This is a genomic window from Halopiger thermotolerans, assembly GCF_054654555.1.
On sequence record NZ_BAAIEU010000004.1, the window covers coordinates 2,456,457 to 2,479,753 of the forward strand.

24 protein-coding genes are annotated in these 23,297 nt (G+C 66.7%); 14 read left to right on the forward strand and 10 right to left on the reverse strand.

Annotation, left to right across the window (positions count from 1 at the left end):
- Nucleotides 1-40: 40 nt before the first annotated feature.
- The gene (locus tag ACYQ26_RS19920; RefSeq protein WP_459810618.1) at nt 41-748 is read right to left on the reverse strand and encodes a DUF5518 domain-containing protein; all 708 of its coding nucleotides are present in this window, start codon (nt 746-748) and stop codon (nt 41-43) included.
- A 58-nt stretch (nt 749-806) separates the two neighbouring features.
- Nucleotides 807-1,946 carry an AI-2E family transporter gene (locus ACYQ26_RS19925; protein ID WP_459810619.1) on the reverse strand — a complete coding sequence of 380 codons (1,140 nt, stop codon included), beginning with the start codon at nt 1,944-1,946 and terminating at the stop codon, nt 807-809.
- Between the two features lie 329 nt (nt 1,947-2,275).
- Between ACYQ26_RS19925 and ACYQ26_RS19930 the strand changes: the two genes are divergently transcribed.
- Nucleotides 2,276-2,641 (forward strand): hypothetical protein, encoded by a 366-nt coding sequence (locus tag ACYQ26_RS19930; protein ID WP_459810620.1) that lies wholly within the window; start codon nt 2,276-2,278, stop codon nt 2,639-2,641.
- A 322-nt stretch (nt 2,642-2,963) separates the two neighbouring features.
- On the opposite strand, the gene ACYQ26_RS19935 is transcribed toward ACYQ26_RS19930, so the two are convergent.
- Entirely contained in the window at nt 2,964-4,142 is a 1,179-nt protein-coding gene (locus ACYQ26_RS19935; RefSeq protein WP_459810621.1) for an aspartate kinase, read from the reverse strand.
- Nucleotides 4,143-4,344: 202 nt separating this feature from the next.
- Between ACYQ26_RS19935 and ACYQ26_RS19940 the strand changes: the two genes are divergently transcribed.
- Both ACYQ26_RS19940 and ACYQ26_RS19945 read left to right on the forward strand, forming a co-directional pair.
- Entirely contained in the window at nt 4,345-4,782 is a 438-nt protein-coding gene (locus ACYQ26_RS19940; protein WP_459810622.1) for a hypothetical protein, read from the forward strand.
- A 66-nt stretch (nt 4,783-4,848) separates the two neighbouring features.
- Nucleotides 4,849-5,475: a TetR/AcrR family transcriptional regulator gene (locus tag ACYQ26_RS19945; protein ID WP_459810623.1), complete on the forward strand. Its 627-nt coding sequence runs from the start codon at nt 4,849-4,851 to the stop codon at nt 5,473-5,475.
- A gap of 19 nt (nt 5,476-5,494) precedes the next feature.
- Here ACYQ26_RS19945 and ACYQ26_RS19950 read toward each other — a convergent pair whose 3' ends face one another.
- Nucleotides 5,495-6,247 (reverse strand): HFX_2341 family transcriptional regulator domain-containing protein, encoded by a 753-nt coding sequence (locus tag ACYQ26_RS19950; protein ID WP_459810624.1) that lies wholly within the window; start codon nt 6,245-6,247, stop codon nt 5,495-5,497.
- A 96-nt stretch (nt 6,248-6,343) separates the two neighbouring features.
- Between ACYQ26_RS19950 and ACYQ26_RS19955 the strand changes: the two genes are divergently transcribed.
- Complete coding sequence (locus tag ACYQ26_RS19955; RefSeq protein ID WP_459810625.1) at nt 6,344-6,673, forward strand: ArsR/SmtB family transcription factor; 330 nt, start codon at nt 6,344-6,346, stop codon at nt 6,671-6,673.
- Here the strand turns inward: ACYQ26_RS19955 and ACYQ26_RS19960 are convergent, their stop codons facing one another.
- Nucleotides 6,674-8,299, reverse strand: coding sequence for a DNA-directed DNA polymerase II small subunit (locus ACYQ26_RS19960; RefSeq protein WP_459810626.1), 1,626 nt, complete (start codon nt 8,297-8,299; stop codon nt 6,674-6,676).
- 177 nt (nt 8,300-8,476) lie between these two features.
- Between ACYQ26_RS19960 and ACYQ26_RS19965 the strand changes: the two genes are divergently transcribed.
- Complete coding sequence (locus ACYQ26_RS19965; protein ID WP_459810627.1) at nt 8,477-9,496, forward strand: S24/S26 family peptidase; 1,020 nt, start codon at nt 8,477-8,479, stop codon at nt 9,494-9,496.
- Between the two features lie 21 nt (nt 9,497-9,517).
- On the opposite strand, the gene ACYQ26_RS19970 is transcribed toward ACYQ26_RS19965, so the two are convergent.
- Together ACYQ26_RS19970 and ACYQ26_RS19975 are read right to left on the reverse strand one after the other, a co-directional pair.
- A complete protein-coding gene (locus ACYQ26_RS19970; protein WP_459810628.1) occupies nt 9,518-9,988 on the reverse strand; it encodes a hypothetical protein in 471 nt (156 codons plus the stop codon).
- A gap of 87 nt (nt 9,989-10,075) precedes the next feature.
- Nucleotides 10,076-11,770 carry a Cdc6/Cdc18 family protein gene (locus tag ACYQ26_RS19975; RefSeq protein ID WP_459810629.1) on the reverse strand — a complete coding sequence of 565 codons (1,695 nt, stop codon included), beginning with the start codon at nt 11,768-11,770 and terminating at the stop codon, nt 10,076-10,078.
- 986 nt (nt 11,771-12,756) lie between these two features.
- On the opposite strand from ACYQ26_RS19975, the gene ACYQ26_RS19980 reads away from it, so the two are divergent.
- From ACYQ26_RS19980 to ACYQ26_RS20005, 6 genes are all read left to right on the forward strand, one after another.
- On the forward strand, nt 12,757-13,395 hold the full coding sequence (locus tag ACYQ26_RS19980; RefSeq protein ID WP_459810630.1) for an Era-like GTP-binding protein: 639 nt from the start codon (nt 12,757-12,759) through the stop codon (nt 13,393-13,395).
- Between the two features lie 6 nt (nt 13,396-13,401).
- Nucleotides 13,402-13,806: a DUF2073 domain-containing protein gene (locus tag ACYQ26_RS19985; protein WP_459810631.1), complete on the forward strand. Its 405-nt coding sequence runs from the start codon at nt 13,402-13,404 to the stop codon at nt 13,804-13,806.
- A 1-nt stretch (nt 13,807) separates the two neighbouring features.
- Complete coding sequence (locus ACYQ26_RS19990; RefSeq protein WP_459810632.1) at nt 13,808-15,007, forward strand: Zn-ribbon domain-containing protein; 1,200 nt, start codon at nt 13,808-13,810, stop codon at nt 15,005-15,007.
- Nucleotides 15,008-15,125: 118 nt separating this feature from the next.
- Nucleotides 15,126-15,215: a hypothetical protein gene (locus ACYQ26_RS19995; protein WP_459810633.1), complete on the forward strand. Its 90-nt coding sequence runs from the start codon at nt 15,126-15,128 to the stop codon at nt 15,213-15,215.
- A gap of 10 nt (nt 15,216-15,225) precedes the next feature.
- On the forward strand, nt 15,226-16,008 hold the full coding sequence (locus ACYQ26_RS20000; protein WP_459810634.1) for a DUF7089 family protein: 783 nt from the start codon (nt 15,226-15,228) through the stop codon (nt 16,006-16,008).
- A gap of 61 nt (nt 16,009-16,069) precedes the next feature.
- Nucleotides 16,070-16,588, forward strand: a complete 519-nt coding sequence (locus tag ACYQ26_RS20005) for a cupredoxin domain-containing protein (RefSeq protein WP_459810635.1) — start codon at nt 16,070-16,072, stop codon at nt 16,586-16,588.
- A 128-nt stretch (nt 16,589-16,716) separates the two neighbouring features.
- Here the strand turns inward: ACYQ26_RS20005 and ACYQ26_RS20010 are convergent, their stop codons facing one another.
- Nucleotides 16,717-17,295 carry a DUF7090 family protein gene (locus ACYQ26_RS20010; RefSeq protein WP_459810636.1) on the reverse strand — a complete coding sequence of 193 codons (579 nt, stop codon included), beginning with the start codon at nt 17,293-17,295 and terminating at the stop codon, nt 16,717-16,719.
- 507 nt (nt 17,296-17,802) lie between these two features.
- Between ACYQ26_RS20010 and ACYQ26_RS20015 the strand changes: the two genes are divergently transcribed.
- Nucleotides 17,803-18,483: a class I SAM-dependent methyltransferase gene (locus ACYQ26_RS20015; protein WP_459810637.1), complete on the forward strand. Its 681-nt coding sequence runs from the start codon at nt 17,803-17,805 to the stop codon at nt 18,481-18,483.
- Nucleotides 18,484-18,653: 170 nt separating this feature from the next.
- Here the strand turns inward: ACYQ26_RS20015 and ACYQ26_RS20020 are convergent, their stop codons facing one another.
- Nucleotides 18,654-19,235 (reverse strand): DUF1684 domain-containing protein, encoded by a 582-nt coding sequence (locus tag ACYQ26_RS20020; RefSeq protein ID WP_459810638.1) that lies wholly within the window; start codon nt 19,233-19,235, stop codon nt 18,654-18,656.
- Between the two features lie 112 nt (nt 19,236-19,347).
- Complete coding sequence (locus tag ACYQ26_RS20025; RefSeq protein ID WP_459810639.1) at nt 19,348-19,587, reverse strand: DUF7127 family protein; 240 nt, start codon at nt 19,585-19,587, stop codon at nt 19,348-19,350.
- Between the two features lie 227 nt (nt 19,588-19,814).
- On the opposite strand from ACYQ26_RS20025, the gene ACYQ26_RS20030 reads away from it, so the two are divergent.
- Both ACYQ26_RS20030 and ACYQ26_RS20035 read left to right on the forward strand, forming a co-directional pair.
- A complete protein-coding gene (locus tag ACYQ26_RS20030) occupies nt 19,815-20,780 on the forward strand; it encodes a CPBP family intramembrane glutamic endopeptidase (protein WP_459810640.1) in 966 nt (321 codons plus the stop codon).
- Nucleotides 20,781-20,900: 120 nt separating this feature from the next.
- Entirely contained in the window at nt 20,901-23,276 is a 2,376-nt protein-coding gene (locus ACYQ26_RS20035) for an ATP-dependent DNA helicase (protein ID WP_459810641.1), read from the forward strand.
- Nucleotides 23,277-23,297 lie beyond the last annotated feature (21 nt).

Below are 23,297 nucleotides of genomic sequence, written 5' to 3' on the forward strand. Positions count from 1 at the left end.
TCGAGGCCGGTTCGACTCGGTCGACGGAGAGCGCGGACGGCTACTCGTCGCGATCGCGCTCGCGCTCACGATCTCGTTCTCGTTCGGGCTCGGGTTCGCGGTCCCGCTCGCGGTCCTCGCGCCGCCGATCCGTCCCCGGAAACGTCGGGCCGGTGTCGAACGGGTCCCGGTCTCGATCTCGATCGCGTTCCGCGTTCCCGCCTCGAGCCCGGTCGTCGGGCCGCTCGTCGTCCCAGACGCGGCCGGCCGATCGGTCGTCAACGGGGTACCGGTCGGTCGATCGACCCCTCGAGCCGGGACCGGGACCGGAACGCGACGCCGCGCGGTCGGACGGCGAGTCGGCGGCCATCCCGAGCGACCGACGCACGGACCGGTGTCTGTCGGGGTACTCCCGCGCGAGGGACGCGCCGAGGTAGCCGCCCAGCAGGGAGAGCCCGACCGTGTAGAGGAAGACGATCAGCGCGAAAACGAGGACGAAGAACGCGGCGACGGCGGCCCCCTCGAACGGGACGGCCGCGATCCCCAACCCGAACCCGAGGAAGCTGAGCAGCAGGACACCGACGGCGGCGACCGGGACGAACGAGACGACGCCGGCCAGCGCGCCGGCGATCGCGCCCGCCCGGTCGTCGGGCCCCTCGAGAAAGCCCGCGACGGCGCCACCGATGACAGTGGAAAACGGGATAAACGAGAGGACGACGCCGACGACGGCGCCGACGATCGCGTGGATGAGGGTTCGATCACTCGCCATACCGCTCGGACGACGGGGACGGAGAAAAGTGTCGGTGGTGGGCAGCGACGGCCGGGTCTCAGTCGTCGGCGACGCGGGAGTCCGCTTCGTCGGGCCGGGTCGCGGCCGCCGACTCGGAGCCGGCGTCGGATTCGGACTCGGCCGCGGCGAGTTCGGAGAAGGTGAGCTCGCTGTTGACCTCGTCGGCGAGGAGATCGACGGCCTCGACGAAGACGGCGACGATCAGTGGGCCGACGACGATGCCGATCGGCCCGAGCGTGAAGAGCCCGCCGGTGAAGCCGATGAAGTAGAGGCTTCCGGGCAGGCCCGCGGACCGGCGAGCCAGACGCGGCCGAACGGCGACGTCGGGGAGCCACCCGACGAACACGAGTCCGAAGACGGCGACCGTCGCCGCCGCGGCGATCTCGTTCGCGGTGACGTGATAGACGGCGATCAGTCCGATCAACACGCTCGGCCCGATGATCGGCACGAACTGCAGGACTGCGGCGATGATCGCGAGCGTCAGGGCCATCTCGTAGCCGAGCAGCCGGAAGATCGGAAAGGCGATCAGCATCGTCGCCACGGACGTCGCGAGCTGCAGGACGTAGATCGCGTACAGCGTCTCGCGGGCCCGCCGCGCGAGCGCGTAGACGACGTCGCGGTACTCGCGAGGAACCGGCGCGATCGCGGCGCGACCCGCGGCGTCGCCCTCGAGCAACAGCGCGAACAGCAGGGTGAGAAACAGCGCGAACTTGATCGCGAGCACCGGCAGCGACAGCGCAAAGGTGGCGGCGACGGCGCTGAGGTAGTCGACGACGAGCGACTGCACCTGCGTCGCTTCGACGGTGTACGTGACGTCGAGCACCGTGATCGGCACCGTTTCCGGGAGCCCCTCGACGATAGTGATGATCTCGTCGATCCGGAAGTAGAGGGTGAGGACGATCGGCGAGAAGACGGCGACCGCGCTGACGAATCCGATCACCGTCGCGGCGGTGGTGGCGACCCACTCCGAAAGTCCGCGCCTGACGAGCCACCCCTGCAGCGGCGAGAGGACGTAGGCGACCGTCAGCGCGAACAGTATCGTCCCGAGCACCTCGAGGAGGATCGCGCCGGTGACGATCCCTAACAGCCCGACGACGCCGGCGAGGACGTAGCGGCGGCGCCGACCGCCGGTCAGTCCGGAACGCGAAGAACCGCTCGAATCCGTGTTCGTCGACACAGTAGTGACTGTCACCGAGAGGATAAAATCTTTCTCACCGACCGACGCGGCGGCGTTCGAAAGTCCTTACGACGGGCGCGTCGCGGGGCGGTCCGTGACGTGCGGTTCCAGCCGTCGCCGGCGCCACGCCGCTCTCGAGCCGCCGCTCGAGGAGGGGGCCGCGAACCGAGTGCCCGGTAACGATGTGCTACGACGACCGACGGGGAACGCCTCGACGACCGGCCCTCGGAGCGGGAGGCCGCCCGGACCGGTGAAAGCGACGATTACTCCGAGCAGCGCTCAAACGCCCAGCGCAGTTTTAAGGCGGGGAACGTGGTACGTCGCTGCGCATGGCGCTCCAACGGCTACTCAGCGGCGACCCATCGAGAAACGCGAAACTCTACCTCGCGATCGGCGGCCTCTCGCTCGTGAAAGCGATCGCGGTGCGAAAGGATCGCGAGCGGTTCCGCCGGGAACTGGTCGACGCCGGCATGTTCATCGGCGTCGGCCTCCTCCTGCGGCAGTACAGCAAGCTCAAGGAACAGAAGCGGGCCGAGATCGAATCGCAGGTGCCCGACTGGGCGGTCGGGCTCGCGGAATCCGAATCGGCGAAACAGGGAGTTCGCGCGGCGGCGAACCGGCTGCAGAGTCGGTCGGAATCGGAGCGCGAACCGACGCTTCGCGACCGCGCGCTCGGTTTCGTCTCGAGCCAGTAACCGGTAATCGACTACCGCGGCCGACGGTCCCCGCCGTTCTCCCGGCCGGTCGCCGGTATCGACGGCTCGGCGCGGCTCGAACCGGACTCTCTCTTGTCGTTGAACCCGTCGCCACAGTTGAAGCAGTGTCGCAGTCCCGGCGTCGCGGGGATGCCGATCGTCCGCGCCGACTCGCAACGGGGATACTGCGCCCCCAGCCCCCGGCATAGCGAGCGGAGTCGATCGCGCACGCGCATACTCGACCAACGACGGGAAGTGAAAACGCGGTTTCCTTCGGCGAAAGGCGACGCGGGAGTCGCGCGAGCGCGGGCGCGCTCGGCGTTCAGAAGAGTTCCTGGGTGATCTCGAGGGTCTTCTCGCGGTCCTCCCACTCGACGAACAGCGCGACGCTGGTGGCGCTCGTGATGACGTCCTGCAGGTGGATCCGTTCCTCGGCGAGCGGGTTGACGATGTCGCTGACGATCCCCGGCTGGTTGGGGAGTTCGCCGCCGGTCACGCGGACGACCGCGATCGGCGAGTCGACGGTGACCGAGGAGAGTTCGTCGCGGGCGATGACCTCGCGGTGGAGGATGTTTTCGGCGCGTTCGGCCTCCTCCTCGTCGATATAGAAGGTGACGGTGTCCATGCCGCTGGCGACGGCGTCGATGTTGACGTCGCTCTCGGCCAGCGCCTCCGAGAGGTGGTGGAAGACGCCGGGTTCGTTGCGGATCGCCCGACCGGCGACGGTCAGACAGGCCAGGGGCCGCTCGCGCAGGTCGACGAGGTTCTTGAACTCACCCTCGATGCTGGTGCCGCCCGAGAGCAGGTCGCCGTGCTGGTAGTGGACGACGCGGACGTCGAGCTCGCCGTCCTTGTACGACAGCGCGGACGGCGCGACGACCTCGGCGCCGCGGAACGAGAGGTTCCGGAGTTCGTCGACCGAGATTTCGCCGACGTTGCGGGCGCCCTCGACGACGTTCGGGTCGCCGGTCATGACGCCCTCGACGTCGGTCACGATGACGACCTCGTCGGCGTCCATGTACTTGCCCATCATCACGGCGGTGGTGTCGCTGCCCCCGCGACCCAGCGTCGTGATCGAGCCGTCCGGCCCCTCCGCGAGGAAGCCGGTGATGACCGGGACGACCTCGTCCATCTCCGCGGCGACCTCCTGGGCTCGCTTTTGGGTCGCCTCGACGTCGACCTCGCCGTACTCGTCGGTGATGACCGGCCAGTCCTCGCCGCCGGGCTCGAGGAAAACCGCATCGATGCCCCGCGAGGCGAGCGCCGCCTTGAGCATCCGCACGGACGTGCGCTCGCCCATGCTGACGATCTGGGCGCGGTCGGCTTCGTCGGTCTCGAAGGTGATTTCGTCGAGCAGGTCGTCGGTCGTCGATCCCATCGCCGACGCGACCACGGCGATCTCGTGGCCGTCCTCGACGGCGGCGGCGATCGAGTCGGCGGCGCGGTCGATCCGCTCGCCGCTGCCCAGGCTGGTGCCGCCGAACTTGGCTACAACTCGCATACTGACACCTCGCAATTGTAATGCGTTCGCGTACCGATGTCGTGGCTCATACACCGTCGTTACCAGAGCGGGCAGATAACTGTGTCCCATTGGCCGTACTTTTACCGCCGACGGCCGCCGATCCGGACCGTCGGCCCGACCGTGGCGTCGGCGTTTCCCCGCGGGCGGGATTTATGGTCGTGCGCATCAATACCACACGGTAATGAACGTACGGGACGCCCTCGAGGCCGACGCCGACGCGCTCGCGGCGATCGCGGACTCGCCGACCGACGTGATGCGAAACCTCGTCCACGACCGGACCGTCCGCGTCGCCGAAGACGGCACCACCGATCCGAACGCCGACGTCTCGAGTTCCCAATACGACGGCTCCGATCCCGAGGATCTGCTCGGGTTCATCAGCTTCGACGCCCGCGAGGACACCGTCCACGTCACGCAACTCGACGGGACCGACGAGGCCTGCAAGCGGCTCCTGGCCGAGCCGGTGCGGTTCGCCGAGCGGGAGTCGATGGCCGTCGAAGTGCTCGCCCCGCCGGACACGGACACGATCGTCGACGCCGCGGAGGAACTCGGCTTCGAGCGACGGGGCACCGGACCGCGGTTCAACGGCGCGCAAACCATCCGGTTTCGGCTGGAACCGTAGCGGTCGGACCGTGCGGACGACAGAAAATAGGAAACTATATGGATTCTGAATGAATATTCATTCATAATGAGTGACACGGATCTCTTCGCGTCCGCAGACGGGACGGACGACACGCACGCGCAGATGATGCAGGCGACCTACGAGGCGCTCCAGAAGCACGGTTACTCGGACCTGACGATTCAGCGCATCGGCGACGAGTTCCCCAAGAGCAAGTCGCTGATCTACCAGCACTACGACAGCAAGGACGAACTGCTCGTCGCCTTCCTCGAGTACTTGCTCGAGCAGTTCGAGGCGGGGCTGCCGATCGACGACGAGTTCGACGACGCCCGCGACCACCTCGAGACGCTCATCGAGTACGCGCTGCCGGACCCGTTCGACGAGGGCCACCTCGATTTCGCCGGCGCGATCGAGGCGCTGCGCGGGCAGGCGCCCCACGACGAGGCCTACCGCGAGCAGTTCGCCGCGGCCGACGAGTTCTACCGGAGCCACACCGCCGCGGTCGTCCGCGACGGGATCGAGGAGGGCGTGTTCCGCGACGTCGATCCCGAGCGGACCGCCGCGTTCATCGTGGCGACGATCCACGGTGCGCGAAACCAGCGCGTGACGGCCGAAACGGACGAGCCGGTCCGCGCGGCGCGGCGCGAACTCGAGAACTACGTTCGAACGCACCTGGTCGCGGAGGACGAGCGATAGCACCGGCGTCTCGACCGCTTCAGAGCTTGTGGCGAAACGCCCGTAACGCGTTCTCTCCGGTCTCGGTCAGCGACACCTGCTTCGTCCGCCCGACCGCCTCGACCTCGATGTAGTCGACCTCGAGCAGCGGGTCGACGATCCGGTTGTTCAACAGGGCGAACTTCGCCTTCTCGTTGGCGGGATCGGACTTGGTCATGAACTCGAGGGACTCCTCCTCGGCGAACTCGATCAGATCGCTCTTTTTCGGCGTGTACGCCTCGGTGTTGGCGGTATCGATGTAGTTCAGGATCCGCACCTGATCCGTCGAGGGCGTCTCGAGGGGGTAAGAGGGGAGCTGTTCAGCCATCGCCATCCCCTCGGTTCGGGGAGTCTCGGCGACCGGGTGCGCTCGCGATTCCGGGTGGACGTAGTAGCCGATCGCGTCGGTCGCCATGCAGGCGAGAGCGGCGCCGATGTCGGCCAGCTTCGGGCCGCTCGAGACGTTGACCCGGACGATGTCGTCCTCGTAGTCCGCGATGATCGTCGTGACCTCTCCGAGCACGTCGTACATGTCGCCGAAGTCGACCTCGCGGACGCGGACGGTCACCCCCTCCGCCGAGAGCTCGTCGACCAGTCGATCGTGGTAGGACGCCTGTGTCGTGTCGTCGTCGGCCAGCAGGTGGAGGACGTCGGCGTCGTACTCGAGGACGGGGTCCTTGATTCGATCGTACTCGTGGCCGAGCGGCGCGATGTGTACTTCCACGATCGATCGAAGTTCCGTCTCTCGTGTCACTGTGGATAGTAATCATAGTACGGTTACTATAGTAGTATCGATTGTAAGCGTAGTAACTGGATAGAGCTGAATATAACCCGCCGTATATCGGTAGATATGTCACAGCGACAACAGCGGCGTGCGGAGGACGAATCGACGGTCGACCTCGACGCGACGCTCGCGCTGCTCGGCGACGACTACGCCCAGGAGATCCTGGCAGTCCTCGTCGACGGGCCGGCGACCGCGAAGGAACTCACGGCGACGTGTCCGGGGTCGCGCGTGACGATCTATCGCCGGCTGAACCGCCTCGAGGAGGCCGGGCTCGTCGAGACGGAGATCCGGATCCGCAGCGACGGGAACCACTGCGAGCGCTACCGGCTCGCGGTCGACGAGATCACCGTCTCGATCACCGAGGACGGGTTCGAGGCGGAGCTCGGGTCGCGGTGATCAGCTGAACTTCCGGACCGTCACGTCGAGCGTGTCGAGGTCGACGATCGGCGCGTAGCCCGCGTCGGGGTCGATGTTGACGCTCTTCTGGAAGTCGGTCTGGGCCTGCCAGCAGCCCGAGTTGATCGCGAGCACGTTGTGGTACTTGCCGAAGCCGAGCTTGTGGACGTGGCCAGTGTGGAAGATGTCGGGGACCTCGTCGATGACGAGGTAGTCCTTCTCTTCGGGCGCGAGCCGCGTGTGGCCCCCAAACTGCGGCGCGACGTGGCGCTTTTTCAACAGCTGGTACATCGCCTTGTGGGGCTCGTCGTAGCTGGCCTTCTCCTCGGGGAGTTCCGCGATGACCTCGTCCAGCGAGACGCCGTGGTACATCAGCACGGAGACGCCCTCGACGGTGACCGTCGACGGGTTGCTCACGATCTCCGGGTCGTGGGCCGACATGATCTCCCGGAGCTCCTCGTCGAATCCGGGCTGGGGTTCCGCGAGCCGGACCGCATCGTGGTTCCCCGGGATCATGACGATCTCGAGGTCGCCGGGCACCTTCTTCAGGTGCTCGCTGAACGCCTCGTACTGCTCGTAGATGTCGATGATGTCGAGTTCCTCGTCCTGGTCGGGGTAGACGCCGACGCCCTCGACCATGTCGCCGCCGATCAGGAGATACTCGACGTGCTGGGCCTGCTCGGTGTGAAGCCAATCGGCGAAGCGGTTCCAGGCCTCGGCCATGAACTCCTCGCTGCCGACGTGGACGTCGCTGATCAGCGCCGCCTGGACGTGGCGGTCGGCCGTCGACGGCTCGTAGGTCCGGGGCACGTCGGGGAAGTACATCGAGTCGACGAAGGCGATCCCCGAGTCGTCCGAGAGGGTCCCCTCCATCGCCAGCGCCTCGTCGCAGAGCAGTTCGTCGACCAGGTCGACGTACTCGCGGTCCTTCATCACGAGCCACGGGAAGGTTCCGGTGGCGTCCTCGAGTTCGATCAGCCAGTGGCCGCTGGCCGTCGACCGGATGTCGTTGACCAGCCCGACCATCGCGACCTCGCTGCCGCCGGGCATGTCCTGAATGGCCGAGGCCGGCCGGTGGTTGACGCGCCCGCGGAGCTTCGAGCCGAGGCGCTCGAGGCGGTCCCGGAAAACGGAAACGAAGTCCTCGTACTCGCCGGTGCCGGTGCTCTGACCGGTCATGTCGCCCTCGATCTCGAGGGATCGCAGATCGGGATCGACGGTCCGCTCGATCGACTGTGACCCCTCCATTTCAACTGGAGACCGGGTTGCCGAATCGCCCGAGACGGGTGCGTCGGTTCCAGTTGAAACGGAGGGGGTCGGTTCTCCGTGAGCGTCGGCCGAATCGGCCGTCGGTGAAGGCGCGGCCGCCTCCGGTCCGGGTCCGGCAGCGTTCGCAGCCTCGCCTCCGCTCTCGTTCGACGGTGCTGAACCCGAAACCGCGTCCAGCGCCGCCTCGACGTGCTCGCTGCGAACGACCAGGGCGTCGTCTGGAATCTCGTCGAGGAGGTGCTCGAGCACCGCGTCGGGATCGTCCGCGGCCGCGAGTTGCGTGACCGCCTCGCGCTCGGCGTTGTAGCCGCGACTGGTGAGTTCGCTGACGATCCGGGCGTGGCCCTCGAGCGGCACACGCCTCGCATTCGTGACGGGGACAAAAAGGGTAGCGGAACGCCCCGCGGCGGCCGAGTCACTCACAGTCACGGACTGTGGCGACCGATCCGTCGCGATCGCGAGCCGTGACGGGCGACCTTCAACGAGTCGACTCGAGCAGAAGGTTGATTTCCGATCCCGGCGAAACCCCAGGCAATGAGCGGTCCCGACCCGGGTAGTTCCGACGACGAGCGAACCGACGGCGGCGGCGCTGGTCCCCGCCGCGGCTCGAGCGACCGGGACGGTCGGTCGCCCGACGCACCGACAGCAGGCGGGGACGAGTCCGGCGCCGACGTCACCATCGAGGACGACGGCATCGTCCGCTGGTTTCTGCGCACCGACGAGGAATCGGTCGTCCTCGCGCGGGACGTCGTAAGCAGCGTCGCCATCGTCGCCGTCATCGGCCTCCTGCTGTTCGGGGTCAGCGGCATCTGGCCGCCGCTGGTCGCCGTCGAGAGCGGCAGCATGGTTCCGAACATGCAGAAGGGAGACCTCATCTTCATCGTCGACAACGAGCGGTTCGCCGGCGACGCCGCGGTCGAGGGCACCGGCGTCGTCCCCCTCGAGCGGGCTCAGGAGAGCGGCTACGACAAGTTCAACCGACCCGGCGACGTCATCGTCTACGAACCGAACGGGAACGAGTACGAGGTCCCGGTGATACACCGCGCGCACTTCTGGGTCGAGGAGGGCGAAAACTGGGTCGCCGAGGCCGACGAGGACATCGTCGGCGGCGTGACCTGCGAGCAGGTCCGGACCTGCCCCGCGCCCCACGACGGCTTCATCACGAAGGGCGACGCCAACAGCGGCTACGACCAGTTCGGGAGTGGCGTCAGCACCGTCGTCAAACCCGAGTGGGTCACCGGGAAGGCGATGTTCCGGATCCCGTGGCTCGGCCACATCCGGCTGGCGTTCGATCAGTTGTTCAGCGGGACCGTGGTTCCGTCACCCGTCGTCTGGGACGCGGGAACGCCCCTGAATCCGGCGTCGACGTCGGCACCCGCGCATCTCGGCGTCGATTCCGGCGTCCCCTCGACCTCGAGTCCGACGGCAGACGCGACCGCGACGGGAACGGGCCCGGCCGCCGACGTCTTAGCGACCGAAGCGAACCGCGGGACCGCACATCCGCGAGAACGAGCCGCGGTTACCGGTGAACCGGAGCACGCGGCGGCCGGCTAGCCGAGGAGAAAAGAATCGTCGTTAGTTTTCGTTTTCGCCGCCGCCTTCGGTCGACACCTCGAGGCGCAGCGAGTCGCCGTCGTGGAGTTCGGTCTCGGTCGGGTCGACCGCCTCGCCGTTGACGAGGAACGTGATGTCGGTCCCGTCGTCGCGTCCGTCGTAGACCGTATCGTCGACGGTGACGACGTGCTTCCCGTCCATCCGTTCGTAGGCGAAGTGGGGGAGGAGATCGATCCCCTCCGCGAACGTCACGCGGTCCCCCTCCATGTACCAGTACTCGTCGCCCTCGTGGAGGTGGAAATCGATGGACTCGTCGGCGTGTTCCGCCTGAAATCGGGGCGCCTCGAGATCGACCGGGTCGCCGTTGACGACGACCTCGATGGTGCCGCGCTCGTAATCGTGGGACTGGGAGCCGATCACGTCGGACAGACAGCCGGCAAGCGAGCCGAGGCCGATCGCCCCGGTCGCGGCGAGGACCGCTCGTCGGTTCATGTCCGAGCGAAGACAACCCTCGTATATCCGTCCTTCGTTGGATCTGTGCGCCGGACGACGATCGCGAGTCGGACGGAAAAGTAGCGGTCAGTTCTCGAATCGGGCCTGCACGAACGGCTGAATGTCGTCGATGTCGGACAGTCGGGAATCCGAAAGCAGCACGGCTTCGGTCTCCTCGAGCGGCACCGAGAGGCTGATCTCCTTCGTGCGGCCGTAGCGGCCCTTCGAGACGACGACGGCGTTGACGATCCCCAGCATGTCGAGTTCGCTGATCAGGTCCGTCACCCGGCGCTGGGTGAGCACGTCCGCGTCGATCTCCTCGCAGAGGCGCTTGTAGATGTTGAACACCTCGCCCGTGTTGATGCTGTGGACGCCGTTTTTCTCGAGCAAGATGATCGCGAAGAGGACGAGTTTCGACTGCGTGGGGAGGGTCCGGACGACCTCGACGACCCGATCGAGTTCGATCTTGTCCTGAGCCTGCCGGACGTGTTCCTCGACGATCGTCTCGGCCTGCGAGCGCTCAGCGAGTTCGCCCGCGGTCCGCAGGAGGTCGAGCGCGCGTCGCGCGTCCCCGTGCTCCTGGGCCGCGAAGGCGGCGCAGAGGGGAATCACGTCATCGGAGAGCGCGCCGTCCTTGAACGCGACGTCCGAGCGGTGCTCGAGGATGTCCCGCAACTGGTTCGCGTCGTAGGGCGGGAAGACGATCTCCTCCTCGCCCAGCGAGGACTTGACGCGGGGGTCGAGGAAGTCGGTGAACTTGAGGTCGTTCGAGATGCCGATGATCGAGACCCGGGAGTTCTCGAGTTCGGAGTTCATCCGCGAGAGGTTATAGAGGGTGTCGTCGCCGCTTTTCTCGACGAGTTTGTCGATCTCGTCTAACATGATGACGACGACCCGCTCGTCGTAGTCGACGGCGTCGAAGAAGACGTTGTACACCCGGTCCGTGGGCCAGCCGGTCATCGGCACGTCCTCGAAGGAGTCCTTGTCCTCTCGGAGGGACTCGATTCGGTCTTCGACGTCGCTCGTCGAATCGAAGGGCGTGGATGCGAGGGGATGGTCCGACGGCAGGTCACCGGCCGACGGGTCGTCGGGGATCTCGGTCTCGCCGTTTGAATACCCCTCCGTTTCGGGTGCAAATCCGCCAGCCGTAGCGGAGTTATCGGCTCCAGTCGAAACGTCGGTTTCGGTCGACGGATCGGCAAACTCGTCGGGGTACTCGAAGCGATCCGAGCCGTCGGTCTCGGACGGCTTGGCGCCGTCCTCGTACTCCTCGACGGCCTCGAGCAGCTCCTCGAGCGAGTCGATCCGCTCGTCGATGCGCTCCTCGTTCTTCTCGATGAACTTGTTCGCGAGCTGCGCGAGCACGCGGTACTGCGTGTCCGTCACCTCGCAGTTGATGTACTCGACGTCGCAGGGGACGCTGTACTTCTGGGAGGTGCTCTCGAGTTCCTTGCTGACGAACTTCGCGCTGGCGGTCTTGCCGGTTCCGGTCTTTCCGTAGATGAGAATGTTCGAGGGGGTTTCGCCGCGGAGCGCGGCGACGAGGATCGTCGCCATCTTGTTGATCTGATCGCTCCGGTGTGGAAGCTCGTGGGGCGTGTAGGACGGGCGGAGGACCTCCTTGTTCTCGAAGATCGGTTCCCCGCTCAACAGGTCGTCGAACAACCCCTGCTTGGGCTCCTCGTCGCCGAGCTCGGTATCGCCGAAGTCCGTCGAGAACCCGTGCGTATCGTCGTCTCCGGCGTCGTTCGAGCCCGTAAATTCGGTGTCGTCATCTGACATCCGTCGTACAGTCACCCCCTTGTTTCAGGTGGAGATCCGAACCCGAGATCAGGAATATAGCGGAGTAGACGGGCCAAAGGCAGCCATCTACTATTCCGGTAACTCGGTCCGGGTCCAGTTGATGCAAACGAAACAGAGGGAGACCGTTGTATTAAATTCTTCCCTTCGATTCACGCCGGTGATCGAGACGGGATACGTACCGGTGCCGCAGTGAGGGCATCGCTGCGGTGAGACCACGGTGAGGCGGCGTCGGGACATCGACGCGGCGCAGTACGCTCCTGACGTGACTGCACTGTCGACTCGATTAGCGCGATACTCGTCGAAGGTTCGACCGATCGCTGACATCTATCGGCCGGAGAACGTGACGCCGATCGGACAGTGTCCGAATCGGTGACAGTTGTTGTAGGGTGGTGACACGACTCACGATTGGCTTGAGAAAATCGACGCTCGATGTCGGAAGCCCCCCACCCCCTTCGTTTCAGGTGGAACGGCACAGAGAGGGGGAGGGGGTGAGACGAGGGCTTTCTAGAGGGGGAAGCTTTAGGCCGGTAGAGGAGAAACAGTATCCGAACGACTAGCAAATATCTGATCTTACTAGGGTCTCTGCAGCTAGTTGCTAGACTTAACTAGGTTTGCCGTCAAATCGGGCTCGAGTTACTAGATCCGCCGATTCCGCCTGATTCGTTCCGAAGACGCACTCTCTGTCCGGTTCGTCCGGGACGGATGGGGTTCGTCCAGCCGCTCGAGTCACACCGGACCCCCACCGCTTCGTCGATCTCCAGTTGAAACGAAGGGGTGGGGGAGAACGACCGAGCCGAGGTAAGTGGTGACATCGCACATTGTGTGGCCGCCGTTCGAGTGGAACTCTCTCACATCCTTTCTGATAACTCTCTACTGTAGGATTATAGATATGTCTGACATAAGCTTAAGTGAATTCAGTCAGTAGTACGCGCAGATGCACCCCGCGGTGCTGGAGGGCCCTACAGATGGGACTGTTCACAGAACTCAAAGATAGTATCTCTCGGGTTACGGACCGCCTGTTTTCGGAACAGGAACCCAAACGTATCGGTATCTACGGTCCGCCGAACGCCGGCAAGACGACGCTCGCGAACCGAATCGCACGGGACTGGACCGGCGACGCCGTCGGCACGGAGAGTCACGTTCCACACGAAACGCGTCGCGCACGCAGGAAAGAAAACGTCGAGATCGAGCGCGACGGAAAGAAGGTGACCATCGACATCGTCGACACGCCCGGCGTGACGACGAAAGTCGACTACGAGGAGTTCACCGACGAGATGGACGAGGACGACGCGATCCGCCGCTCCCGCGAGGCCACCGAGGGCGTCGCCGAGGCCATGCACTGGCTTCGCGAGGACGTCGACGGCGTCATCTACGTTCTCGACAGCGCCGAGGATCCGATCACGCAGGTCAACACGATGTTGATCGGCATCATCGAGTCTCGCGATCTCCCCGTTCTCATCTTCGCGAACAAGATCGACTTGGAGGAGGCAAGCGTCAAGCGCATCGAGGACGCCTTCCCGCAGCACAAGACGGTGCCGCTGTCGGCGAAGGAAGGCGACAACATGGACGAAGTGTACGACAATATTGCGGAGTACTTCGGGTGAGTTGCGATGCCGGAAGCAACTAATACCGACGACGCGGACGGGCCCGACGACGGCGTCCAGATCGATCTGATCAGCGGCGAGCGGATGCAGGGGATGGCGACGATGGAGAAGATCCGGATGATCCTGGACGGCGTCCACGACGGCAACATCGTCATCCTCGAGGAGGGGTTGACGCCCGACGAGGAGAGTCGCCTCATCGAGGTGACGATGTCCGAGATCAGTCCGAACGAGTTCAACGGGATCGAGATCGAGACCTATCCGAAGTCGGACACGCGCGACTCCTCGCTGCTCGGGCGGATCATGGGCGGCGACGAGTCGGACGCGAAGCTGACGGTGATCGGACCGGCGAACCAGATCGAAACGCTGCACAAGGACGAAACGCTGATCAGCGCGCTCGTATCCCGTAACTAAAATGCCACACCAATGTACGAACTGCGGCCGCACGTTCCCCGACGGCTCCAAGGAGATGCTGTCGGGGTGTCCCGACTGCGGCGGGAACAAGTTCCAGTTCGCGCCGTCGAGCTCGGGATCGGAACCGGGGTCGGGATCCGGAGGCGGATCGGCCGCAGCCGGCCCGGCCGACGCGGCCGCCGGTTCGGGGTCGGCCTCGAGCGCCGCGGATCGTTCCGAGTCCGCTTCCGACGCCGGTCTCGATCCGGAGGCGGACACCGACGAGGACGAAAGCGTCACGGCGCGCGCCGCGGAGACGGTACGGGACTGGATGTCGTCGGATTCCTCGTCTCAGTCCGATCCGTCGTCCGGGTCCGGCTCGTCTCCGGCCGTCGATTCGGAGACGGACGCGGACCCAGACCCGGACCCGGACGTGGCATCGTCTGAGCGGTCGTGGCCCGCGACGGCGACCGAAGACGCTCGAGGTGGCACCGACAGCAACACTCCAGACGAAACGGAGGCGTTCGAAGAGTGGCCTGACACGGCGCGCCGACCCGAGGATCGGGACGGAGACGCCGGATCGGCGGACGGCGCGGCCGGCGAATCGACGGCGTCCGAGCCGGCCCCGGACCGCCGGCAACCGACGGCGACGCTCGCGGACACCGAAAACACCGCGCAGGCCGACGCGCGAAGCGACGTCGTCTCCTCCACGGAACTCCCCTCGCACACCGACCAGAGTGACCTTCGCAATCAGACCGCATCCCAGTCGGTCGACTCGAGCGCGAGTGACGTCGCGTCCGACTCCGATTCCGACTTTGGCGGCACCGGCACCGCGGACACCGACGAGCCCGACGCGTCCGTCGAGACGAGCGCGCCCGCAGAGTCGACGTCCGTTTCCGACGCCGACGCCGACTCGGCGGCCGAACCCGCCGCCGACGAATCGGCTGACGGCGACGCTGCCGCGGACGCCGACCCCAGCGGCGGCGATCGGCCGCCGTCTCACGGACGGGTCGTCAGCGAACCCTCCGGCGACGAACCGTCGATCGAGGAGCTCCGCGAGGAACTGAACAAGCAGTTCGAGAGCATTAAGATCGTTCGTCCCGGGCAGTACGAACTCAACCTGATGGAGCTGTACAACCGCGAGGAGTACATCATCTCACTGCAGGAGGACGGTCGGTACGTGATCGACGTCCCCGACTCGTGGCGCGAGGCCGACGAGTAGCGATCGGAAGCGGAGTCGCGACCGAATCGATTTTCCGACGGCCGGGACGGCCCACCGCGGCGACGCGAACTGAGCCGAGACAGATGGATTTAAGCGACGCGGGTGATAGCTCTCGACTATGAGCACTGCAACCAAGGTCGTCGTCACCACGGTCGGCGTTTCGGCACTGCTTTCGATCCTGCTGATCGTCCAGACCCTCTTCGCCTGAACCGATCTCGATGTTCGAGGCCCGCGAGCTCTCGGCGTCCGTCGAGGCGGTCCGGGAGCGACACGCACCCGAAACGAAGGTCTTCGACTGCGAGCGCGACTTCGAGACGCTCCCGCCGGCGCTGGCCGAGGACCTCGGCCTCGTCGTCGACGCCCTCGAGCCGGCGACGTATCCCGCGTCGTGGCTGCCCGAGGACGCGCCCAAGCTGTTGGCTCGCTACGCGAGCTCGGATCTGACGATCGGCATGCCGGGCGACGGGAGCATCGTCTGGACGCGCCAGACCGAGCCGCCGGTCGTGCTGGTCAAACCGCGCGTCGAGGGGACGCCCGAGCCGTTCTTGAACTTCCTGCTCGCGGAGGCGTTCGTCGAACTGGGCCTCGAGGTGCCGGAACACTTCATCGGCTTCTTCGAGGATACCTATCCGGACCTCGATCGGGCGGTCGAACTCGACCCGAACGGGACCTACCAGGTCGCCGCGGCGCTGTTCGACGGTTGGGTCGGGCTTCGGACCCGCGAGGTCTTCGCGGACTGGCACGAGGAGAACCCCGAACTGGCCGACGCGTGGCAGGACGCGGGCGCGCGCCTCGAGGATCGCGTCTCGGAACTTCCGCGCGCGGTCGCCCGCGGCGAGACGGACTTCGCGGACGCGACGGAACTCGCGTGTGCGGCGATCAAACACGCGATCGAACTCCCGGCGCCGTTCGCCGCGCTCGATACGGACGCCTATCGCGACCACGGCCCCGAGTACGCGATCCGGTGGGCCGAGAAGACGTTCGAGTCGCTCGCGGAGTGACGTCTCCGGGGTCCCGGGGACAGTGAACAGCGTTTACTATCGCCGCTACGTAGTCCCGGCTATGCGGGGGAGAGATGCGTTACCACGGCGCACGGTAATCGGGATCGCGGGGGCCGCGGCGGCGACCGCCGCGGGCTGTCTCGGCCAGCGGGACGAGTCGGTCGACGACGCCGGTGAGACCGAACTCGCGGCCGACGAGGACGCGGCCGGGGCCGAGGACGCGAACGAATCGACCTCTCTGGACGACTGGGACTCGGTCGAGGAGATACGCCTCGAGACGGACATCACGGTCTGGACGGGCGCCGACCCGGCGATGATCGAGGGCGAGTCGAACCCGACGCTCGTGCTCGTCGCCGGTCGGGAGTACGCGATCACGTGGGAGAACGCGGACGGGTTCCGGCACAACATCGAACTCCGCGACGCGGACGATGCGGTCGTGGACGGCTACGCGACTTCCGCGCTGACGACGGAGGGCGAGACTCAGACGCTGGAGTTCGAGGCGACGCCGGCGATGGCGGCGTACGTCTGCGACCCGCACCAGCCGACGATGCGCGGCGACCTCGAGATCGTCGAGGCGTGAGCGAGACCGGCGTCTCGAGTCGAGGGGAGATTTTTCGGGTCGGCGTCGTCGTTCGGTCCGCTCTGAGAACCGGAACCGAACTGCGAGAGAGCCGAGAACGAACCGCGGGGTACGGAACGCGGACGGACCTAGAAGTCGGCCTCGATGCTGCCGTCCTCGTCCAGATCGATCACGCCGTCGAACAGCGAGCGGAACCGGTCGACGATCTCGGGATCGTGGGGCTCCTCGGAGACGTGAAAGAGACCAACCGCGTCGTGCTCCTCGAGCAGGTCGAGGATCCGTTCGACCGCCTCGATCGCGGCTTCGTCGCCGGCGTAGTAGGCCAGCTCGGTGACGGAGTCGAAACTGAGGCGGAGTTTGCCGTCGTGGTCGGCGAGGAAGCCGTCGATCTGGTCGACGATACCGTCGATGTCGTCGGGCGCGGCGACGTAGTGGACGGTGTCGCTCTTGCGACGGGAGTATCCCCGCTCGATCGACAGCGTATCGAGGATCTCGGCGCACTCCTCGTCGACGTCGTAGTACTCGAGTTTCTGTCTGACTTCGCGGGCCGTGGTTCGCGTGGAGACGACGAGGAAGTGGTCGGTGTCGGTTTTGAGAAAGTCCGTGTCGATGCGGTCCGTCTCGCCGGTGCTCGGATGGAGCAAGAGGATCCCCGTCCCACCCGTAATCGTCTCCGGCGTCCCGTCGATCTCGAGCGTGTACTCCATTCTGGAGTCAACAACTTTCGGGACCGACTTAATAGTGCGGATGTGTCGTCCGCGGCGTCGCTCGGGAGTTCGAACGCCGGTCTCGGGCCGGTCGGTTCGGTAGCGCCGGTTCGGCGTCCGTTCGATAGCGCTCGATGACCGGCGCGAGAACCGTCACCATTTCTCGCCGCGAACCCGTCACGGTCGCACGACTCGCGGACGCGACTTCGGAAGCAAGGGGACGAGAGGTCGAGGCAGCGAGTGCTGTCCGTTCGACCGAGAGCCGATGCCCACGGTGTGTCGGTCGACCGCAACCTCTCCACCCATCTATTTTTAGGCCACCCTAAAGAACCTGTCGGTCGTTTCGGGGGTGCTGCCGGGTGGCGCGGTGGCGACCGACGGGCGGTGACGCCCCACCCGCGTTCGGCGTCGGTTCCCTCCCCTGCCGCCCCCGCCGTTTCGACTCGAGCCGCCCGCGTCGGCGTCGAAAGCCGAACGGGTTTTGGCCGCGGAGACGGACCGTCGCGTATGAGCGTACGCGAGGAGTTCGACGACTGGGCAACGAGCGGCCGCGACCGCGGGATGGAGGAGCGCCACTGGCACACTGCCAAACACGCGCTCGCCCGGATGCCGATCGAACCCGGCGACACCGTGCTTGATCTCGGCTGTGGCAGCGGGTACGCCGGCCGGGCCCTGCGGGACAACAAGGACGCGGGTCGAGTTTACGGTCTCGACGGCTCGCCGGAGATGGCGCGCAACGCCGCCGGCTACACCGACGATCCCGAGGTCGGCTACGTCGTCGGCGACTTCGACTCGCTGCCCTTCGCGGACGACTCGATCGACCACGTCTGGAGCATGGAGGCGTTCTACTACGCCGCCGATCCGCACCAGACGCTCCGGGAGATCGCCCGGATCCTCCGTCCCGGCGGCACCTTCTACTGCGCCGTCAACTATTACGAGGAAAACGTCCACTCCCACGAGTGGCAGGAGATGATCTCCGTCGAGATGACCCGCTGGGATCGCGAGCAGTACCGCGAGGCCTTCCGCGACGCGGGGCTCCACGTCGCCGAGCAGGACAACATCCCCGACCGCGAGATCACGATCCCCAGCGAGGCCGAGTTCCCGACGGAGGACTGGGACACCCGCGAGGAGATGGTCGAGCGCTACCGCGAGTACGGGACGCTGCTGACCGTCGGCGTCGCGCCCTGACTGCGATCTGCCCAGCGTCGGCCCCCGCGACACCTCGATTTCGACTCGAGCGAGGCGCCGACTCCAACCCCTTCGCTTCGACTCGAGCCCCCGCGTCGTCGGCCGGTTTTCGGCTGTCCGCTCGACTCGAAACGGTCCGGGCCGGTCGGGGCGAGGCCGTCGTCCGATCCCTACTCGAACCGTTCGCCCGCCGGAATCGCCACCTCGAGCCAGTTCTCCTCGGGCGGCAGCGGGCAGTCGAAGGTCTCGCTGTAGGCGCAGAAGGGCGTGTACGCGAGGTTGAAATCGAGGACGATCTCGTCGCCCGTCTCGAGATCCCGGTCCGGCGCCAGCTCCATGTACCGGCCGCCCTCGTAGGTCTGCTGGCCGGTCGTCTTGTCCCGGAACGGGATGAACAGCTGCTCCTCGTTCGGACTTTCGAGCCGGTAGGCCGCCAGCTCGTAGGTGCCGTCTTCGAGCTCCTCGTCGTCGCGCTCGAGGTCGAACTCGAGGGTCGCCACGCGGAGGTAGCGCATCTCGCGGCCGGCGGTGGTGTCCATCCGGACGACCTCGGGGTCGTCGTGGACCGTCGCGGTCGCGGTGACGCGGTACTCGGGGGCCGGCTCGAAGTAGTCGAGGCCGTCGAAGTCGTCCCGCTGCTCGGGCGGAATCGGCGATTGCGGGTGCTCGGCGAAGAACTCGTCCTTCTCGGCGCGTTTCGACTCGAGTTCGTCGCGCCACTGGTCGACGTCGACGTCGAACGAATCGCTCATACCTCCCGTAGCCGCCCGGAACGGGAATGGGTTGCGTTTCGATCGGCGCGCTATCGCGTCGTCGCGAACTGCGGTCGAAAACGAGGTGCCGTCGGAATCGGACGAACGAGGGTTACTCCGTGATCGTCAGGACGCCGTTGTTCGCTGAGACGTCGCTCGCTTCCGGCGGGAGTTCGAACTCGAACTGCTCGCCGTCGGTCACGATGATTGCCGTGTCACCGACGATGTCAATCGAGACGTCGCCGGCTTCGCTTCCGAAATCCACCGCGATGACGCTCGTGTCGTCGTACTCGACGGTACGGACGATCGCACCGTGGCGGTCGGCGTTTCGGAGTGATTCGGGAACGTTCACACCCATCGTTGGGGCCTTGGACTTATAAGGGACGCGCCGGCAGTGGCTACCCGATTCGGCGCGCCAGCCGCCTCGAGAGTCCGCTTCTGTTCGGCTCGAGCGGCGCCCGCTATCGCCTTGAGCGGCGTCGTAGTGTCGCCTCCGTATTGCCGCCTCGAGCCGGCGGTGTTCGGTCGCTCTCGTCGCCGCAGTATTGATGGTGGAACGACACGTCATCACGAGTACGAATGGCTTCCGCAGCGATCGACCGTCGGCCGCTCGTCGTCTACCTCGTCGCGCTCGCTGCGCTCGCGAGCGGGTTCGTGCTCGTCTCGCGGCTCACCGGCGTGAGCATGATTCTCCTCGCGCCCGCGTACATGTTCACGCCGCTGCTGGCCGGTATCGTGACCTGCGTCTCCGGCGCGCTGTCGTTCGAGCGCGCGGGACTGCGACTGCCGCGCGGACGGCTCCGCTGGCTCGCGGTCGCCGCGGTCGTCCCGCTCGTGCTCGTACTGGTCGGCACCGCCCTCGCGGTGGCCCTGCCGGGGACCGAGTTCGTTCCCGACGCGAATCCGCTCACCGGCGCGGGGTCGTCGTTCGAACAGCCGGAGACGGCGGACGCCGGCCCGTCGCTTCCCGGCTGGCCGCTAAACCTCCTGCTCACGATCGTCGTCGCGGTCGTCACCGGCGCGACGATCAACGCCGTCTTCGCCTTTGGCGAGGAGTTCGGCTGGCGCGGCGTCCTCCAGACCGCGCTCGCGCCGCTTGGCTTCTGGCGGGCGTCGGCCCTCGTCGGCCTCTGCTGGGGACTGTGGCACGCGCCGGTCGTCATCGAGGGGTACAACTTCCCGAACAACCCGGTGATCGGCGTCGGCGTCATGACCGTCGCCTGCGTCGCGATGGCGCCGGTCTACACCTACGTCACGCTGGCCGCCCGATCGGTCCTGGCGCCGGCGGTCTTCCACGGCACGTTCAACGCCTTCGCCGCGACGATGGTCGTCTTCGCGCAGGGCGGCTCCGAACTGATCGTCAACCCCGTCGGCGGGATCGGCATTTTGGTGTTCGGACTCACCGCGGTCGCGATCGCTGCCGTCGGAGCGCCGCCGCTCGAGCCCGACTGGGCGCTCCCGGCCGACGGCGCGGCTGCCGAAGCCTCGTCGGCTCGAGGCGCCGAGTCTCCAGCCTCCGACATCGCCGGCGGGGACGAGGGGTAGCGCGCTGGTTCCGTCGAGTTTCCATCCGCCGAGCGCGCCCGTCGCTTTATCACCGATGGCGCGGCCAGTGCGGTCCGTCAACCCTATGGCCGACCGCGACCGAGTAGGCGGAGACACCGCATGACGGACTGGCGCACGATCTTCGGGCACGCCGAGCCCTACGAGCCGCAGGTCGACGGCATCGAGACCGCGATCGAGGCCGCTCGAGACGGTGGCTACACGGTCGTCGAGGGCGCCTGCGGCACCGGGAAGACGATGATCGCGCTCACGGCGGGGATCGACCTCGTGCGCGATCCCGACACCGATTACGAGCGCGTCTTCGTCCTCACGAGCGTCAAGCAACAGCTGCGCCAGTTCGAGGCGGATCTCGAGACGATCAACGACAATCTGCCCGACGACTGGCGGCCGGTCTCCGGGCTCACCCTCGTCGGGAAGGCCGACGTCTGCCCGTACAACCGCGAGAAGACGGCGGGATTCGACGACGGCACCGTCTACGACCGCTGCGAGACGCTGCGGGATCGCACTCGCGACCTCGTCGGCGAGGGCGGCGACACCACGGCGCAAAATCTCGCGGCGCGGGCTCGCAGCCAGCAGATCGGGCTGGCCGACAGCGGGAGTCAGGGCGGGACAGCGAACTACCTCGAGACCGCCGGCGAGCCGACCCCCTACCCGCCCGATCTCCCCGAATACGGCGAGGGCGGCCCCGTCGGCGCCGAAACCGAGTACTGTCCGTTCTACGCCCAGTACCTCGAGGATCTGCCCGAGGACGAGGAGGGCGACGCGGCCGAAGCGGTTCCCTACGACTTCACGACGGCCGGGATGATCACCCCCGAGGACCTCGTCGCGCGCTCCGTCAAACACGGCACCTGCCCACACTCCGTGATGGGCGCCGCGCTGGGCCACGTCGAGGTCGTCATCGGGAACTACTACCACGCATTCGATCCGACCACGACGGGGTCGTTCACCGGCGCCCTGCTCGACGACTCGACGTTCGTCGTCTGCGACGAGGCCCACATGTTAGAGCCTCGCGTGCGCGATCTGGTCAGCGACGGGGTGGCCGACGCGACCCTCCGCGACGCCGAAACCGAACTCTCGCGGGTCATCCAGCCGATCAAGTTCGAGCGCGAGGGCCGCACCGCCGAGGGCGGCTCGAAGACCGCCGACGCCGACCTCGTGCGGGGCGAGCTCAACGACAGCGACGTCACCTACGACGAACTCAACCGGACCCTCGAGTTCATCCGCGATCTGCGAGCCGAACTCGACCGCCGCGTTACGGCGCATCTCGACCGGAAACACAGGGGATGGCAGTCGAACCTCACCGACCTCGAGGACGACGAGATCCCCCTGCGCGATCCGGGCGAACCCGCCGAGGACGAACTCTCCGCGTGGGCGCGCGAGGCGGGGTACAGCGACGCCGACTGGGTACGCGCCGAAGCGGTCGGCGCCGTCGTGGCTCGCATCTTGAACGAGGCCGAGGACGAGGACCGCACCCGCGCCGCGCCCGCCGTCGGCCGCGTGCTCGGCGAGTGGTACCGCCGCGACCACACCGACTACTTCCGCGAGATCGAACTCGAGCGCACCTGGAACGAGACCGAGCCCGCCGACTCGTGGCGCCGGGCCTACACCGCGCGCTTGGCCCTGCACAACTGCGTCCCCAGCGACGCCATCGGCGACCGTCTCGCGAAGTTCGGCGGCGGCATCCTGATGAGCGCGACCCTCGAGCCGATGGACGCGTTCACCGAAGTGACGGGCCTGCAGTACCTCGAGCGCGAGGAGGACCGCCCGGTCGTCGAGCGCCGCTACGGCCTGCACTTCCCCGCGGAGAACCGAGAGAGCTTCGCGGTCGCTGCGCCGAAGTACACCTACGACAACCGGGGTCGACCGGGCGAGGAAAACCCCACGCGCCGGCAGTACGCCGACGCCGTCGCGAAGATCGCCCGCCTGCCGGGGAACGTCCTCGTCGGGATGCCCAGCTACGCCGAAGCGGAGTGGGTCGCCGGCACGCTCGAGGACCGCGTCGACGGGAAACCGATCCTGCTGGACGCCTCGACCGACGACGAGGCGACCGAATCGCTCAAAAGCGAGTTCTTCGCCGGCGAGGGGAAGGTGCTCGTGACCAGCCTCCGGGGCACGCTGACGGAGGGCGTCGACTACAGCGGCGACCGCCTCGCCGCAGCGGTGGTCTGTGGCGTCCCGATCGTCAACACCTCGAGCCCCCGGACCGAGGCCGTCCGCCGGGCCTACGACGACGCGTTCGGCGACGGCTTCACCTACGCCCTCACCATTCCTGCAGTGCGGAAGGCCCGCCAGGCGATCGGACGCGTGATCCGCTCACCCGAGGACGTCGGCGTGCGCGTCCTGCTGGACGAGCGCTACGCTCGCGATAGCTGGGATTCGGTACGGGAGTTCCTCCCGGAGGACAGCGAGTTCCAGCCCGTCAGTCTCGACATGCTCGACGTCGGTCTCGAGCGGTTCCGGTCGCGCCTCGAGTCGTAGCCCGGTTCGCTCCGCTGGGGG